The sequence below is a fragment of the Aeromonas sp. MR19 genome (assembly GCF_963899305.1).
In the GTDB taxonomy this organism is placed as follows: Bacteria; Pseudomonadota; Gammaproteobacteria; order Enterobacterales; family Aeromonadaceae; genus Aeromonas; species Aeromonas bestiarum.
Genome location: NZ_CAWQWZ010000011.1, coordinates 326,427 through 341,802, shown reverse-complemented (window position 1 = coordinate 341,802; position 15,376 = coordinate 326,427). Strand labels below are relative to the sequence as shown.

The 15,376-nt window shown below is 61.9% G+C and carries 12 protein-coding genes and 1 other RNA gene; 10 read left to right on the top strand and 3 right to left on the bottom strand.

Going from position 1 to position 15,376, the window contains the following annotated elements; all coding sequences use genetic code 11:
• The first annotated feature begins 195 nt into the window (after positions 1-195).
• Positions 196-1,827, top strand: a complete 1,632-nt coding sequence (locus tag AACQ95_RS07320) for a methyl-accepting chemotaxis protein (RefSeq protein WP_043136824.1) — start codon at positions 196-198, stop codon at positions 1,825-1,827.
• A 380-nt stretch (positions 1,828-2,207) separates the two neighbouring features.
• Here AACQ95_RS07320 and suhB read toward each other — a convergent pair whose 3' ends face one another.
• On the bottom strand, positions 2,208-3,011 hold the full coding sequence (gene suhB, locus AACQ95_RS07315) for an inositol-1-monophosphatase (RefSeq protein WP_005310327.1): 804 nt from the start codon (positions 3,009-3,011) through the stop codon (positions 2,208-2,210).
• A 200-nt stretch (positions 3,012-3,211) separates the two neighbouring features.
• Here suhB and AACQ95_RS07310 point away from each other — a divergent pair, with 200 nt between their 5' ends.
• From AACQ95_RS07310 to emrD, 3 genes are all read left to right on the top strand, one after another.
• The gene (locus tag AACQ95_RS07310) at positions 3,212-3,667 is read left to right on the top strand and encodes a hypothetical protein (protein ID WP_043136820.1); all 456 of its coding nucleotides are present in this window, start codon (positions 3,212-3,214) and stop codon (positions 3,665-3,667) included.
• Between the two features lie 190 nt (positions 3,668-3,857).
• Entirely contained in the window at positions 3,858-4,520 is a 663-nt protein-coding gene (locus tag AACQ95_RS07305; protein ID WP_241278190.1) for a glutathione S-transferase family protein, read from the top strand.
• Between the two features lie 249 nt (positions 4,521-4,769).
• Complete coding sequence (gene emrD, locus AACQ95_RS07300; RefSeq protein WP_043136815.1) at positions 4,770-5,969, top strand: multidrug efflux MFS transporter EmrD; 1,200 nt, start codon at positions 4,770-4,772, stop codon at positions 5,967-5,969.
• A gap of 194 nt (positions 5,970-6,163) precedes the next feature.
• Here emrD and ssrS read toward each other — a convergent pair.
• Both ssrS and zapA read right to left on the bottom strand, forming a co-directional pair.
• Positions 6,164-6,346, bottom strand: a non-coding RNA gene (gene ssrS / locus AACQ95_RS07295) — 6S RNA.
• A 16-nt stretch (positions 6,347-6,362) separates the two neighbouring features.
• Positions 6,363-6,695: a cell division protein ZapA gene (gene zapA / locus AACQ95_RS07290; protein WP_042865847.1), complete on the bottom strand. Its 333-nt coding sequence runs from the start codon at positions 6,693-6,695 to the stop codon at positions 6,363-6,365.
• Positions 6,696-6,868: 173 nt separating this feature from the next.
• On the opposite strand from zapA, the gene AACQ95_RS07285 reads away from it, so the two are divergent.
• The 6 genes from AACQ95_RS07285 to gcvP all read left to right on the top strand — a co-directional run bounded on the left by AACQ95_RS07285 (position 6,869) and on the right by gcvP (position 15,359).
• Positions 6,869-7,438: a UPF0149 family protein gene (locus tag AACQ95_RS07285; RefSeq protein ID WP_042034443.1), complete on the top strand. Its 570-nt coding sequence runs from the start codon at positions 6,869-6,871 to the stop codon at positions 7,436-7,438.
• A 203-nt stretch (positions 7,439-7,641) separates the two neighbouring features.
• Complete coding sequence (gene ubiH, locus AACQ95_RS07280) at positions 7,642-8,865, top strand: 2-octaprenyl-6-methoxyphenyl hydroxylase (protein ID WP_241278189.1); 1,224 nt, start codon at positions 7,642-7,644, stop codon at positions 8,863-8,865.
• A gap of 100 nt (positions 8,866-8,965) precedes the next feature.
• On the top strand, positions 8,966-10,201 hold the full coding sequence (locus AACQ95_RS07275; protein WP_241278188.1) for an FAD-dependent 2-octaprenylphenol hydroxylase: 1,236 nt from the start codon (positions 8,966-8,968) through the stop codon (positions 10,199-10,201).
• 415 nt (positions 10,202-10,616) lie between these two features.
• Positions 10,617-11,714, top strand: coding sequence for a glycine cleavage system aminomethyltransferase GcvT (gcvT, locus tag AACQ95_RS07270; protein ID WP_241278187.1), 1,098 nt, complete (start codon positions 10,617-10,619; stop codon positions 11,712-11,714).
• Between the two features lie 93 nt (positions 11,715-11,807).
• Entirely contained in the window at positions 11,808-12,197 is a 390-nt protein-coding gene (gcvH, locus tag AACQ95_RS07265; protein ID WP_043136806.1) for a glycine cleavage system protein GcvH, read from the top strand.
• A gap of 285 nt (positions 12,198-12,482) precedes the next feature.
• A complete protein-coding gene (gene gcvP / locus AACQ95_RS07260) occupies positions 12,483-15,359 on the top strand; it encodes an aminomethyl-transferring glycine dehydrogenase (protein ID WP_241278186.1) in 2,877 nt (958 codons plus the stop codon).
• The last annotated feature ends 17 nt before the right edge of the window (positions 15,360-15,376 follow it).

Below are 15,376 nucleotides of genomic sequence, written 5' to 3'. Positions count from 1 at the left end.
CAACTTGCTTTCACGCCGCGAAATCCGGTGAAGGAGTAGGCAGATCTGTGGTAAAGTGCCGCCCTCGCGAAACCAGCCCTTCCCTTGGTTTTTCGCAACGTCCCATCTCCCGTCAGGAATGTCCGGGTATCAGCTCATACGGATGTGATCGCCACAGTGCACCTGCTTGTCAGCAGTTGAGGATCACCAGCCACCATGTTTTATAAAAATCTGTCTATCGGCAAGAAGATTGCCGTGGTCTTTGCGGTCATTGCCGCCGTCAACGTGATATTCGGTATTTTTCTCTCCAGCGAGCTGCGCGGCGTGCGCGACCGCGTGCTGAACTTTACCGACTCCACCCTGCCGAGCGTGCTCTCGGTGGAAACGCTGCTCTACGATGTCTCCTACGTGCGTCGGGCCCAGTTCGCCCTGCTGATGGTTGACGATGCCGCCGATCTGCAGGCCCGCCGTGGCCGCATTCAGGACAATGTCCAGAAGGTCGAGCGTGCCTTTCGTGCTTACGAGTCAACGGTTGGTGCCGATCATGAGCGCCAGGTGTTCAACCGCGCCAAGCAGGACTGGCAGCAGTACCTGAACTCGGTCAATGCGGTCGATCAGCTGCTGGTACAAGGCCAGCTGGCCCAGGCCAAGGCGCAGCTGTTCCAGTCCAACGCCGCCTATGGTGCGCTGGAACAGTCGGTCAACAGCCTGGTGGAGGTGAACCTCGGCTTCGTGAAGGAGAATCGGGGCAGCCTGCTCGACAGCGTCAACATGGTGACCAGCTTTGCCATGGTGAGCATAGGCGGCCTGCTGCTGTTCATGATGGCCATGACCTGGTTCCTGACTCGCCAGATCTGCCTGCCACTGCAAGCCGTGGTGGCGCAGGCCAACGCCATCGCCGCCGGTGATCTGACCCATCAGCTGGATCGCCAGCACATAGGCCGCGATGAGCTTGGCATGCTGGCCAAGGCATCCCTCAAGATGCAGGACAACCTGCGTGGCTTGATCGAAGAGGTGGTAGCCGCGGTGACCCAGCTTGGCGCCGCCATCGAAGAGGTGAGCGCTGTTTCCGAACAGTCGGCGCAAGGGATCCAGAGCCAGCAGCAGGAGATCTCCCTGGTGGCAACCGCCATGACCCAGATGAAGGCGACCGTGGCCGACGTGGCCGGCAACACTGAGACCGCGTCCGAATCGGCCAGCTCTGCCAACGCCCTGGCCCGTCGCGGCAATCAGGATGTGCAGAGCTCGCTGGTGGCCATTACCCGGGTCGCCGAGGAGATTGAACAGGCGGGGACCCTGGTCGCCGAGCTGGAGCGTGAATCTGCCCAGATCAACGTGGTGGTGGATGTGATCCGTGGCATCGCCGATCAGACCAACCTGCTGGCGCTCAACGCCGCCATCGAGGCGGCCCGTGCCGGCGAGCAGGGTCGCGGCTTTGCCGTGGTGGCCGATGAGGTGCGTACCCTGGCGGGCCGTACCCAGGCATCCACCGGCGAGATAGTGGCCATCATAGAAACCCTGCAGGCGCGCGCCAACCAGGCGAAAGAGGTGACAGGTCAAAGCTGTGACATGATCCGCCAGTGCGTGGTGCAGAGCGAGCAGACCAGCAACGGCATCCAGCAGATCGAAGAGGCGGTCGCCCAGATTGCCGACATGGCCATTCAGATTGCCAGTGCCTGTGGCGAGCAGGATGCGGTCTCCGATGAGCTGGGTCGCAACGTGGAGCGGATCAATGAATCCTCCAACGAGGTTGCCATCGGTGCCGATCACACCGCCCGCGCCTGTCTGGAGCTGAGCCAGCTGGCAGCCGGTCTGAAGCAGACCATAGGTCGCTTCCGCCTGGCCTGATGAGGGCAATGCTGGCTTGGTCTAGGCTGAGCCGGCCAATGCCCGCTGGACACACAACAAAACCCGGCGCTTGCCGGGTTTTGTTGTTTTACAGGGCGCCAGGGGAGGCGGATACCCGGTGCATAGTGAATCCTGATCTTCACGCCGGGCCTGCGACAGCGGGCGGATGGCCGCGGGCAAGGGATTGATGTCGGCAGTGACGCCTGGTGAAACCCGGTTGGCAGGAAAGGGGGTATGAGGATTTGCGTTGATAACGCTCATGCCAGCTGAGCTGAAAGGGAGGCTCAGCACTGCCACGGGATGGCCTGGCCTCGTTGCTGTAGCAATAAAAAAACCCGGCCAAGGCCGGGTTTTTTGTGCGTGCGCTGCGAGAGGCTGGCTTATTTGGCCAGGGACTCCGGCAGGTTTTCGCGGATCTTGCCGAGCATCTCTTTCAGGACGCGCGGGTTGGCAACCACTATGTTGCCGGAGTTTTCGTAGTTGTGACCACCCACGAAGTCGGTGACGATGGCACCGGACTCTTTGGCCAGCAGCTCACCGGCAGCGGTATCCCAGGGCTTGAGGCCGATTTCCCAGAAACCGTCGACGCGACCGGCGGCCACATAGGCCAGATCCAGTGCGGCAGAGCCGGAGCGACGGATGTCGGCACATTCGATGAACATGCTCTGGAACATCTTCAGGTACGGCTCTATGTGGTGCTTCTGCTTGAACGGGAAACCTGTGGCCAGTACTGTGCCAGCCAGCTCTTTGGCCTTGCCGACACGGATGCGGTAGCCGTTCAGCTGGGCGCCGTTACCACGGGTCGCGGTAAACAGCTCGTCACGGATGGGATCGTAAACGACGGCCTGTTCGGTCTTGCCCTTGACGCGCAGGGCGATGGAGACGGCAAAGTGCGGAATGCCCTTGACGAGGTTGGTCGTGCCATCCAGTGGGTCAATGATCCATTGGTAGTCCGGATTGGTACCGGCAATCTCACCAGACTCTTCAGCTATGATGCTGTGTTCCGGGTAAGATTTTTTGATGGTGTGAATGATGGCCGCTTCGGCGTCACGGTCAACGTTGGTCACGAAGTCATTGCTGCCTTTCTGGATGGCCTCGATGTTCTCGGGCTGGGAGAAGGCTTTTACTACTACTTGACCGGCGTTGCGCGCAGCGCGCACGGCGATATTCAGCATCGGATGCATAGGTTCACCACTGGATGTTAAAGAACGGGGGATAAAAGGACGCGGTATAATACCAGTCTTTTCGATAATGGCAACCGTTATACGCCTTCTCCCTGACCTTGGCGACTGCCAGATCTGACGGCTCCAATATAGGCTCCTTTTGGTCTAGTCTTATGGCAGCAGCCGAATAACAGGCTGCATTGAGCATAGGGACGTGGATCATGAATCTGTCATTAGTCAGTCAAAAACCGTCGGCAGCGAGCACTCAAGGGCTGCTGGCTGCCTTGAGAGCATCAACCGGATATGGCGACTACTTCAATGAGGTGAGCATTGCCCAGCCATCACAGTGGCAACCGGGCAAAGAAGAGGCGGCCATACTGCTGCTCGATGGCGATACCCCCTGGCCCGAGTTTGCCTGGCAGCGCAGCGGCGAGACGTTCGGCTTGCCGGTATTGCCGTTGCTGATGCGCGGCGGGGATGAGACCCTCACCATTCAGGGGCCGGATGTGCGGGATCCGCGCTTCTATTTTGTCTCCAACGGCATAGTGCTGGACGAATCCGAGCTGGCCGATCCCGCCTGCAGCAGAGTGCTGTTGAGCAAGCTTGAGTCCTACTTCCCGCTGTTGTCCCGCCTCATTTTGCTGCGCCAGCGCCAACCCGTGGGGCTGTGCAACTAGCGCTTATCTTCCGGCTTTCGGGCTGTTCAAGCGGTGCAATATTTGTCATAACTGACCCGTATTGCGCCGCTTTGCCATGCCGGAGCCGGGAAAATGTCCGCATGGCGTCTATCCCGTAGTCTTTACCTGCTTGGCATCAGCACAGCAGTGGTCGTGTCTGTGCCAATGTGTGGATCACAAGGAGTTCATGATGATCGATTTTTATACCGCAGCCACCCCCAATGGTTTCAAGGTGGCGATCGCCCTCGAAGAGCTGGGGCTGCCCTATCGGGTGATCCCGCTGGATTTGTCGGCGCTGGATCAGAAAACCCCCGCGTTTCTGGCCATCAACCCCAACGGACGCATCCCGGCCATCATCGATCGGGATAACGGTGACTTCGCCGTGTTCGAGTCCGGCGCCATCCTGCTCTATCTGGCAGAGAAGGCGGGCAAGTTGTTGCCGCAGGATCCCAAGCGTCGTTCCCAGGCCATCCAGTGGCTGATGTTCCAGATGGGCGGGGTCGGCCCCATGATGGGGCAGGCCAACGTCTTCTATCGCTACTTCCCGGAGAAGATCCCGGCGGCCATCGAGCGCTATCAGAAGGAGGGGCGCCGCCTGTTCGAGGTGCTCGACAGCCACTTGGCGCAGCACGAATACCTGGCCGATGAGTACAGCATCGCCGACATCGCCACCTGGCCCTGGGTACGCATTCATGACTGGAGTGGCATCTCCATCGAGGGTCTGCCGCATCTGCAAGCCTGGATGGCGCGCATGGCAGAAAAACCCGCCTGCCAGAAGGGGATCACCATACCGCCACGCAACGAGACACCGGAGGATCTGGTCAAGCAGGCCCAGCAGATGGTAACGCGTTGATTTTTATTGCTGACGGGGCAAATTGCCCCGTTACATTAGAAAAACTAGGGAAAGCTGATTACAAAGATTCGTTCGTTTTTCGTGATCTGAATCACTAAGATCACGCCAAGCCAAGGGAGTGTCCTGCTCCCGGCCGGTGCGGGTTCTCCGCCTTGTATTTTCACCTTTGATTGACTCTGTTTTTTGGATCCCCTCTGCAGGTTTCTGCCAGGGGTGCGGCAGCTTTTTGATGATTTGCGGGACTGAGATATGTATCGGCACAGTTTTTACCCTCTGTTTTTTCTGACCATCCTGATGGTCGCCGTGGGTCAGATGACCCAGACCCTGTATGTGCCCTCCATTCCCATGATGGCGGGGGACTTCAACGTGGCCTCCGGCCAGTTGCAGGCGGTGATGGCCTGTTACCTCATTCCGTACGGGCTCTCCCAGTTCGTCTATGGCCCGTTGTCGGATCGCATCGGTCGTCGTCCTGTGCTGCTCATCGGCATGATGGTGTTTCTGGTGGGGACCCTGACCATTCAGCTGATCCCGAGCTTCACCGCATTGCTGGTGGGCAGCCTGATCCAGGGGATGGGCACGGGTGCCGGCGGTGCCATGAGCCGGACCGTGATGCGCGATCGTTACAGCGGCGCCGAACTGAACCGGGCCAACAGCCTGGTGAGCATGGGGGTGATCTTCTCCCCGCTGCTGGCCCCCGTCCTGGGTGGCTGGTTGACCGAGCTGTTCAACTGGCGTGCCGGTTACTGGTTCCTGTTTGGCTTTGGCGCCGTGACCACCCTGGCCCTGCTGGCCTGGTTTGGTGAAACCCTGCCGCAGGCGGCTCGCCAACAGCCGCTGCGGGTCGGCGCTGCCTACCGCCACGTGCTGGGCAATCCGCGCTTTCAGGGCAATCTGCTCTGCCTGATGGCGACCTTCGCCGGTCTGGCGGTGTTTGAAGCGGCGGCCGGCGTGCTGCTCGGCGATGTGCTCAAGCTGAGCGCCCGCACAGTGAGCGTGCTGTTCGTGTTGCCGCTGCCCGGCTACCTGTTCGGCGCCTGGCTCTCCGCCAAGCTGAGCTTCCGGCTGAGTCAGGGCAAGCTGATGCGCCTTGGTATCGTCTTCCTGGCGCTGGGCTCCCTCATCATACTGTTGCCTGGCTTGTTCGGGGTGGTGAGTGCGGCCTCGCTGGTGGGGGGCGCGGCCGTCTACTTCATCGGTAGCGGCATCCTCTATCCGACCGCCACCTCCTGCGCCATCGAGCCCTTCCCGGGGCAGGCGGGCACCGCCGGCGCCATCCTGGGTGGCATGCAGAACCTGGGGGCGGGGATAGTCACCCTGCTGGCAGCCTGCTTCCCGATGGAAGGCCAGGTGACCCTGGGAGCCATCATGACGCTCATGGTCCTGCTGGTGGCCCTGAGCTTTGCCTGGCTGCGCCACCACGGCTCGCCGCACGAGCAGATGGCCGTCTGATCGCCTCGTGACAGTGACAAGCCCGCCCTCGCCGGCGGGCTTTTTATTGGCTCGATACTGGGTGTCGTGGGGGCCTGGGTTAGGGGAGAAGTAGGGGATGAACCTGAGCAGACAAGAATGAGCTGTCGCGCTGGGTCCCTGTAAACGAGAGACAAAGAAAAAGCCCGTCATCGTGATGACGGGCTTTTTGCTGTTGGTACCCCGGAGATGCCGTTGCCGGTTTGGGCCCTTGAACCGTAGGTTCAAGGCGGGAATCGAATCTGACCGCAGGCTTCTCGGTCGTGCCGAGCATGCGCAATAGCCAGAAGGCCGATCCCCTGGTGGGTATGATTATCGGCTCGGGGACTTGAACCGGCTGACGCACATCCCAGGGAATTTTAAAACGGTGCGCGATTAGGGCTGCAGGCCCTCGCCGCTGGATTCGCCATACTGTCCGTGCTCGATCAAGGCCGCTTCTATGGTGCGTTGCAGCATCTTGATCCGCTTGTCCATGGTCTCAGAGTATTGGTGATTCTTCTCTTTTTCAAGGCAGAGCTCATGGCAAAAATTGAGCGCTGCCATGATCGCCAATTGCTCGTTGCTGGAGACCTTGGAACGTTGACGCAGCTCGATGAGTTTGTCAGTCAGCTGGTCGGCGGCCTGGCGCAGGGCATCCTGCTGTCCCAAGGGACAGGATACCTTGTAGGGACGTCCCAAAATGACGATTTCTACGGCCTCTGTGCTCATGCCTTCCTCAATACGGCGGTGCTGATTTCCGCCTTTATCCACGTGGACAACTGGGCGGGACTATATAGCGCAGATGCAGAAGTTTCAAGGCCTTGCTGGCTCTGGAAGGGGGAGAATGCTAGGATCCTGACCATTAATTTTGCATATTTGCCTGAACTTTGAGCGGATCTTCGATGAGCAAAACGAACCCCCTGAAATACACGGCCGTGGCCGACCTGATGGAACAGCATGAGCTGATGGCAACGGCGGTGGAGGCCCATGGCGTGATCTGTGGTCTCGTCTGCGGTGGCGTGGCACTGGATGACAAGAGCTGGCTGCCGCCCTTCAACGATCTGGTCAACGACGGTTTCGGCTTGCCGGCCCCGGTGCGCCAGGTGATGACAGATCTCTATCACGAGATAGTCGAGAGCCTGATGGCCCAGAAGGGCGTCGAGCTGCTGCTGCCAAGCGATGAGGCGCCGCTCGATGAGCGCATCGATTCGCTTGTTGACTGGTCACAGGCATTTCTGGCCGGGTTTGGCGTGGTGCAGCAGGAGCTTTCCAGGGCGTCCGAAGAGTTGCAGGAGATGATCCAGGACATCGCCAGCATCACCCAGGTCTCTGCCGAGTTCGATCAGGAAGATGACGAGAACGAAGCCTCCTTCCTGGTGCTCTACGAGCATGTACGTCTGGGGGTCATGATGACCTTCGAGGAGTTTGGCAAGCGTCCCGATACCCCGATCGCACCGCCGACCCTGCACTGATCGCCCCTGCGACAGAAACAGCATAAAACAACGCAGAGCGCCCCGGTGGCGCTCTGCTTTTATCCGGCCGTATGGGGGAGGCAGCTCAGCATTTTTTCAACCAGATCATGGTCGTGACGCCGTTTTTTGCCCGTGGCCTCGCATCCCGGCCCCCCGCTTTGTGATAGCATGAGGTCACGTTCCCAGCTTCTTCCTCTCATCTCATGTCTCAATCTGATCTGGTTCACGTCGACGTGGCTATCGTCGGCGGTGGAATGAGCGGCGCCGTGCTGGCGCTCTCTCTTGCCGCGTTGCGAGGTGCCGACGGCGAGCCCCTGCAGATCCTGCTGCTGGAGGCGAGCGCCCCCGAGCTCAATGCCCATCCGGGCTTCGATGCCCGCGCCATCGCGCTCTCTGCGGGCACCTGCGAGGCACTGGCCCGTCACGGGCTCTGGCCTCGCTTCGCCCCTCACTGCTCCCCCATCACCCAAATCCATGTCTCGGATCGGGGCCACGTCGGCCAGGCTGGATTGTCGGCGGCGGAATATGGTCTGCCCGCGCTCGGCCAGGTGATAGAGCTGTCGGCGGCCGGCATAACACTGCAGCAGGGGATGGCGGCCTGCCCCAACATCCATATGCTGTGCCCGGCCCAGCTCTCGACCATTGAGCCGCTTGAGGAGGGCGTGACCCTGACGCTGGCCGGTGGCGAGCGCTACCAGACCCGGCTGCTGGTAGCGGCCGATGGCGGTCACTCCTTCGTGCGCCAGCACTTCAAGATGGCCGTCACTCGTCACGACTTTGAGCAAAGTGCCATCATAGCCACGGTCAAGACCGCCGAGGATCCCGCCGGGCGGGCGTTCGAGCGCTTCACCCAGGGGGGGCCGCTGGCCTTGCTGCCGATGCAGGATGGGCTCTCCTCCCTGGTGTGGAGCGTCGGGCGGGAGCAGGCGGATGAACTGATGGGGCTGGATGAGGCCGCCTTTCTCGCCCGGTTGCAGCAGGCGTTTGGCTGGCGGCTGGGCCGTTTCGAGCGATGCGGCCAGCGCCACGTCTATCCGCTGGTACAGACGGCCACCGACTACCCGCTGGCCCAGCGCACCGTGCTGGTGGGCAATGCCGCCCACCTGCTGCACCCCATCGCCGGGCAGGGCTTCAACCTCGGTATGCGCGATCTGGACCTGCTCACCCAGGCGGTTGCCGGCGCGCTCGCGGCGGGGGAGGACATAGGCAGCTTTGCGGTGCTGAACGGTTACTGGCAGCTGCGCAAGGAGGATCAGGCCCGGACCATCTGGCTCACCTCCTCGCTGGCCCAGCTCTTCTCCAATGGCCACGATCCGCTGGTGGCGGGCCGCAACCTGGCGCTCTCCCTGATGGGACGGCTGACTTGCCTCAAGGCGCCGCTGGCCTCCCGTACCCTGGGGTTTGTGGCCGACCTGTGCCGTAAATGAGGGGCGCCGCCCACCCGCGGCGGTCAATCGCGAATTGAAAGGGGCTATGCCAACGGGCGTCCCCTGCTGACCCGGCGGTCAGCCACGAAAGGAACAGATGATGCAGATGCAAAACGTGGATGTGGTGATTGTGGGGGGCGGCATGGTGGGCCTGGGGCTCGCCGCCGCGCTCAAGGAGAGTGGCCTCAAGATTGCCATCGTGGAGGGGCAGTTGCCCGAACCCCAGCTCGGCGACGCGCCGGACAACCGGGTCAGTGCCCTGAGTCTGGCCAGCCAGCGCATCTTGCAGCAGGTCGGCGCCTGGGCCGGAATAGCGGCGCGGCGCCTGCAGCCCTACGAGAAGATGCAGGTGTGGGAGCAGGACAGCTTCGGCCAGATTGGCTTTGATGCCGCCAGTCTGCGCCAGGGGGCGCTCGGTCACATAGTTGAGAACCGGGTCATCCAGCTGGCGTTGCTGGAGGCGATTCTTGGTGGCAATGCAGGGGATGCAGACAACATACAGCTGCTGAGTCCGGCCCGGGCCGCCAGCCTGCAAAGTGGCGAGGCGGGGTCGCTCCTGCTGCTGGACGATGGCCGCGCGCTGTCGGCCAAGCTGGTGGTGGCCGCCGATGGCGCCCACTCCTGGGTGCGCCGCCAGGCGGACATTCCGCTCACCAGCTGGGATTACGGCCATCACGCCCTGGTGGCGACGGTGCGCTGTGCCGAACCCCACGAGGCGGTGGCCCGCCAGATCTTCACCCCGGATGGCCCGCTCGCCTTCCTGCCCCTGTGGCAACCGGATCTCTGCTCCATCGTCTGGTCCGTGCCCGCCAGCCGGGCCGAGGCACTGTGCGCCTGCGATGACGAGCAGTTCAACCGCCAACTCACCACCGCCTTCGATGGCCGGCTGGGGCTGTGCAAGGTGGAAGGGGCGCGCAGCGCCATCCCGCTCACCGCCCGCTATGCCCGCGACTTCGCTCGCGAGCGGCTGGTACTGGTGGGGGATGCGGCTCACACCATACATCCGCTGGCGGGGCAGGGGGTCAACCTGGGCCTGCTGGATGCGGCGGCGCTGGCGGAGCAGATTGTGCAAACGCATCGTGCCGGTGGGGACATAGGTCTGCTGGCCAACCTGCGCAGCTACGAGCGCTGGCGCAAGAGCGAGGCGGCCCGCATGCTGGCGGCCATGGAAGGGCTCAAGCGGCTGTTCAGCGGGGCCAACCCCCTCAAGAAGCTGGTGCGCGGGGTGGGATTGTGCGCCTTCGACGCGCTGGTGCCGCTCAAGCAGGGGGTGATCCGGGCTGCCATGGGGCTCGATGGCGAACTGCCCGCCCTGGCCAAGGGTGAAAAAATCTAATACTACTCAGGTTTTTTTACAACAAAACTAATCTGACGAGGCTGATGACCCATTTTGGGCATCAGCCTTTAATCTGGGTGGCAGGCGAAACGTTTTTCTTCAAATTGTGACGAAACGGTAAAAATCAAAATTTAATCTCGTGTGAGTCGCTGTTCGACTGTTTTTATCACTGTTTTTACCTTAGTGTCTGGGGTCTGTTTACTGGCGGTGGATTAGTTTTTTTTGAGCGGCAGGCTCGCCCGCTTGTCATATAATCCGCTGCGTTCAAGGAATCACTCTTGCCCCGCGGGGCTGGAACGAGCACAGACTCCGACTGTCTTTTCTCTTTCTGTTGCACAGGCGATTGCATGTCCTGTTGGCTGTCAGGGGAGGGCGGATTGCGAGTGTTGTCGCGAACGCTTAAGGAAACACAGCGATGATCCAGACTACAGTACTGCATCCCAAGCACCTGGAAGCCGGCGCCAAAATGGTGGACTTCCACGGTTGGGAAATGCCCATCAACTACGGCTCCCAGCTGGAAGAGCACCACGCGGTGCGCACCGATGCCGGCATGTTCGACGTCTCCCACATGACCATAGTCGACTTGACCGGCGAACGGGTCAAAGCCTTCCTGCAACACCTGCTGGCCAACGACGTGGCCAAACTCACAGTCCCGGGCAAGGCCCTCTACAGCGGCATGCTCAATCCGGAAGGCGGCGTCATCGACGACCTCATCACCTATTATCTTGGCGATACGTTTTACCGCCTGGTGGTGAACTCCGCCACCCGCGAGAAGGATCTGGCCTGGATCCGCCACCACGCCATCGATTTTGCCGTGAGCGTGACCGAACGTCCCGAGCTCGCCATGATCGCGGTGCAGGGCCCCAACGCCAAGGCCAAGACGGCCAAGGTGTTCACTCCTGAGCAAAATGCGGCAGTGGAGGGGATGAAGCCCTTCTTCGGCGTGCAGGCAGGAGATCTCTTCATCGCCACCACAGGCTACACAGGCGAAGACGGCTATGAAATCGTGGTGCCACAAGAGAAGGCGTGCGACCTGTGGCAGGCGCTGCTGGACAACGGCGTGGCCCCCTGCGGGCTGGGCGCGCGGGATACCCTGCGCCTCGAAGCCGGCATGAACCTCTACAGCCAGGACATGGACGAGAGCATCAGCCCGCTCGCCGCCAACATGGCCTGGACCCTGGCCTTCGAGCCGGCCTCCCGCCAATTTATCGGTCGCGCCGCGCTGGAAGCACAGAAGGCGGCGGGCACTCAGCCCAAGCAGGTCGGTCTGGTGATGGAAGAGAAGGGCGTACTGCGTGCCGGCATGCCGGTCACCTTCACCACCGCCAGCGGCGAGAAGCGGGAAGGTGTGATCACCTCGGGTTCTTTCTCGCCGACCCTGGGCTACAGTATTGCCTTGGCGCGGGTGCCCCGCGACATCGGCGAACAGGCCGAGGTGGAGATCCGCAAGAAGCTGGTCACCGTCAAAGTCACCAAGCCCGCTTTCGTGCGCAACGGCCAGAAGCTGGTGTAACAACCCCATTGCGGCGAAGGGGCTGCCCTTCGCCAGTACCCCTTGTACGCGGTCCAGGTACAAGTGATCCAAGTGAATAAGAAGGAAGCACAAATGAGCCATATCCCGAGCGAACTGAAATATGCCACCTCCCACGAGTGGATCCGTGTTGAAGCCAACGGCGAGGCCGTGGTCGGTATCACCGAGCACGCCCAGGATCTGCTGGGAGACATGGTGTTTATCGATCTGCCGGAAGTGGGCAAGCAAATTGGCGCCGGTGATGACTGCGCCGTGGCCGAGTCGGTCAAGGCCGCCTCCGACATCTACAGCCCGGTGAGCGGCGAAATCATCGCCATCAACGAAGAGCTGGAAGGCAGCCCGGAACTGGTCAACTCAGACCCCTACGGCGCCGGCTGGCTGTTCCGCATCAAGCTGGATGACGCGGGCGAGCTCGCCAATCTGCTGGATGCCGAAGGCTACCAGAACCTGGTGGACGAAGAGTAATGCCCCCGGGCCCTGCCAACACAGCAGGGCCCCTTTGTATGACCGCCAGCCGGGCACATGCCGGCCGGTGGAAGGGTGAAGTCGCCCGCGCCTGCCGTTTGCCAGCCTGGCCTTGCCAGGGGGCAAGCGGGCCGGTACGCAACAAGGCGATCCCCTGTCGATGCTGGCGCAGCATCCGGTGCCGCACCCAGCCTGCGGGACCCAGAACATGAGTGGAGTCGGTATCAACCGGCTATCAGGAACATCAGGTCTTGGTTATCAGGACTTAATACCAGGAATAGGGAAATGACCCAGTCACTGTTTGAACTCGAGCAAAAAACCGATTTCATCCGTCGCCACATAGGCCCGGGTGAGGAAGAAGTGCGCGCCCTGTTGGCCACCGTGGGCGCAGAGAGCCTGGACGATCTGATTGAGCAGACGGTCCCCGCCGCCATTCGCCGGCCGGGCCCGCTCGGCATCGGCGTCCCCATGACGGAAGTGGAGGCACTGGCCAAGCTCAAGGGCTACGCCGCCCAGAACAAGATCGCCAAGAGCTATATCGGCATGGGCTATCACGACACCCATGTGCCCCACGTCATCCTGCGCAACGTGCTGGAGAACCCGGGCTGGTATACCGCCTACACCCCGTACCAGCCCGAGCTGGCCCAGGGCCGTCTCGAAGCCCTGCTCAACTTCCAGCAGCTGACGCTGGACTTGACCGGCATGGATCTGGCAAGTGCCTCCCTGCTGGATGAAGCCACCGCCGCCGCCGAAGCCATGGCGCTGGCCAAGCGCATGGCCAAGTCCAAGTCCCATCTCTTCTTCGTGGCCGATGACGTGCACCCCCAGGTGATCGACGTGGTCAAGGAGCGCGCCGTGCATTTTGGCTTCGACGTGGCCGTCGGCCCCGCCGGCGAGGCGGTGAGTGAAGAGGTGTTCGGTGCCCTGTTCCAGTACCCCACCACCACGGGTGAGGTGAAAGATCTGCGTGCCCTGATCGCCGCCGTGCAAGCCCAGAAGGGGCTGGCCTGCGTCAGTGCCGACCTGCTCTCCTTGCTGCTGCTCAAATCCCCGGGGGAACTGGGGGCCGACGTGGTATTCGGCTCAGCCCAGCGCTTCGGCGTGCCCATGGGTTACGGTGGCCCCCACGCCGCCTTCTTCGCCACCCGCGATGCCTACAAGCGCTCCATGCCGGGCCGCATCATAGGCGTCTCCAAGGATGCCCGCGGCAAGGCTGCCCTGCGCATGGCGATGCAGACTCGCGAGCAGCATATCCGCCGCGAGAAGGCGAACTCCAACATCTGTACCGCCCAGGTGCTGCTGGCCAACATGGCGAGCTTCTACGCCGTCTACCACGGCCCTGTGGGGTTGAAAACCATCGCCTCCCGCGTTCACCGTCTCACCAGCATCCTGGCGCTGGGGCTTAAAACCAAGGGCGTGGCCCTCAAACACGCCAGCTGGTTCGATACCCTCACAGTGCTGACCACGGGCAAATCAGAGCTGATCGCCAAGGCTGAAGGGCTCGGCATCAACCTGCGCGCCGATCTCGATGGTGCCGTGGGCGTGTCCCTCTCCGAAACCACCACCCGTAGCGATGTCGCCGAGCTGTTCGAGCTGTTCCTGGGGGCAGGCCACGGCCTGGACATTGAGGCCCTCGACAAGGCGGCCCAGACCCATCACGGCATACCGCAGGATCTGCTGCGCACCGACGCCGTGCTGACCCACGAGGTGTTCAACAAGTACCACTCCGAGACCGAGATGCTGCGTTACATCCACCGTCTCGAGGCGAAAGATCTGGCGCTCAACTACGCCATGATTTCGCTCGGCTCCTGCACCATGAAGCTCAACGCCACCGCCGAGATGATCCCGGTGACCTGGCCCGAGTTCGGCAAGCTGCACCCGTTTGCGCCGCTGGCCCAGGCCAAGGGCTACCAGCTGCTGCTGGCCGACCTCGAAGACTGGCTGGTGAAGGTGACAGGTTACGATGCGGTCTGCATGCAGCCGAACTCTGGCGCTCAGGGCGAGTACGCGGGCCTTCTGGCCATCAAGAAGTACCACGAGTCCCGTGGCGATGGTCATCGCGACATCTGCCTCATTCCGGCTTCCGCTCACGGCACCAACCCGGCTTCCGCCCAGATGGCGGGGCTGCGGGTCATAGTCACCGCCTGTGACAAGTCAGGTAACGTGGATCTCGACGACCTGCGTGCCAAGGCCGCCGAGGCGGGGGATCAGCTCTCCTGCCTGATGGTGACCTACCCTTCCACCCACGGGGTGTATGAGGAGACCATCAAGGAGGTGTGCGACATCGTTCACCAGCACGGTGGTCAGGTCTATCTGGATGGCGCCAACATGAACGCGCAAGTTGGGCTGACGGCGCCGGGCTTCATCGGGGCGGACGTCTCCCACCTCAACCTGCACAAGACCTTCGCCATTCCTCACGGCGGTGGCGGCCCGGGCATGGGCCCCATAGGCGTGAAGAAACACCTGGCACCCTTCGTGGCCGGTCACGCCGTGGTCAAGACCGACAAGGAGAGCCGCAACAACGGCGCCGTGTCGGCAGCCCCGTTCGGTTCGGCCAGTATCCTGCCCATCAGCTGGATGTATATCGCCATGCTGGGCGACGAGGGGCTCAAAAAATCCACCCAGGTGGCCATCCTCAATGCCAACTATCTGGCCAAGAAGCTGGGGGAATCCTTCCCCGTACTCTATTCCGGGCGCAACGGCCGGGTGGCCCACGAGTGCATCCTGGATATTCGCCCGCTCAAAGAGGCGTCCGGCATCAGCGAGATGGACGTGGCCAAGCGGTTGATGGACTACGGCTTCCATGCGCCGACCATGAGCTTCCCGGTGGCGGGCACCCTGATGGTCGAGCCGACCGAATCTGAATCCAAGCGCGAGCTGGATCGCTTCGTCGAGGCGATGACCGCCATCCGTGCCGAGATAGCCAAGGTGCAGGACGGCCACTGGAGCCTGGCCGACAACCCCCTGGTCAACGCGCCCCATACCCAGGATGACGTGATGGACGAGCAGTGGAACCGTGGTTACAGCCGCGCCGAGGCGGTCTTCCCGTCCGACGCCGTGCGCGCCGCCAAGTTGTGGCCGTCGGTCAACCGCATCGACGACGTCTACGGCGATCGCAACCTGTTCTGCTCCTGCATCCCGACCGAGGATTACGCCAAGTAATAGCGGCGCAGAGTGAA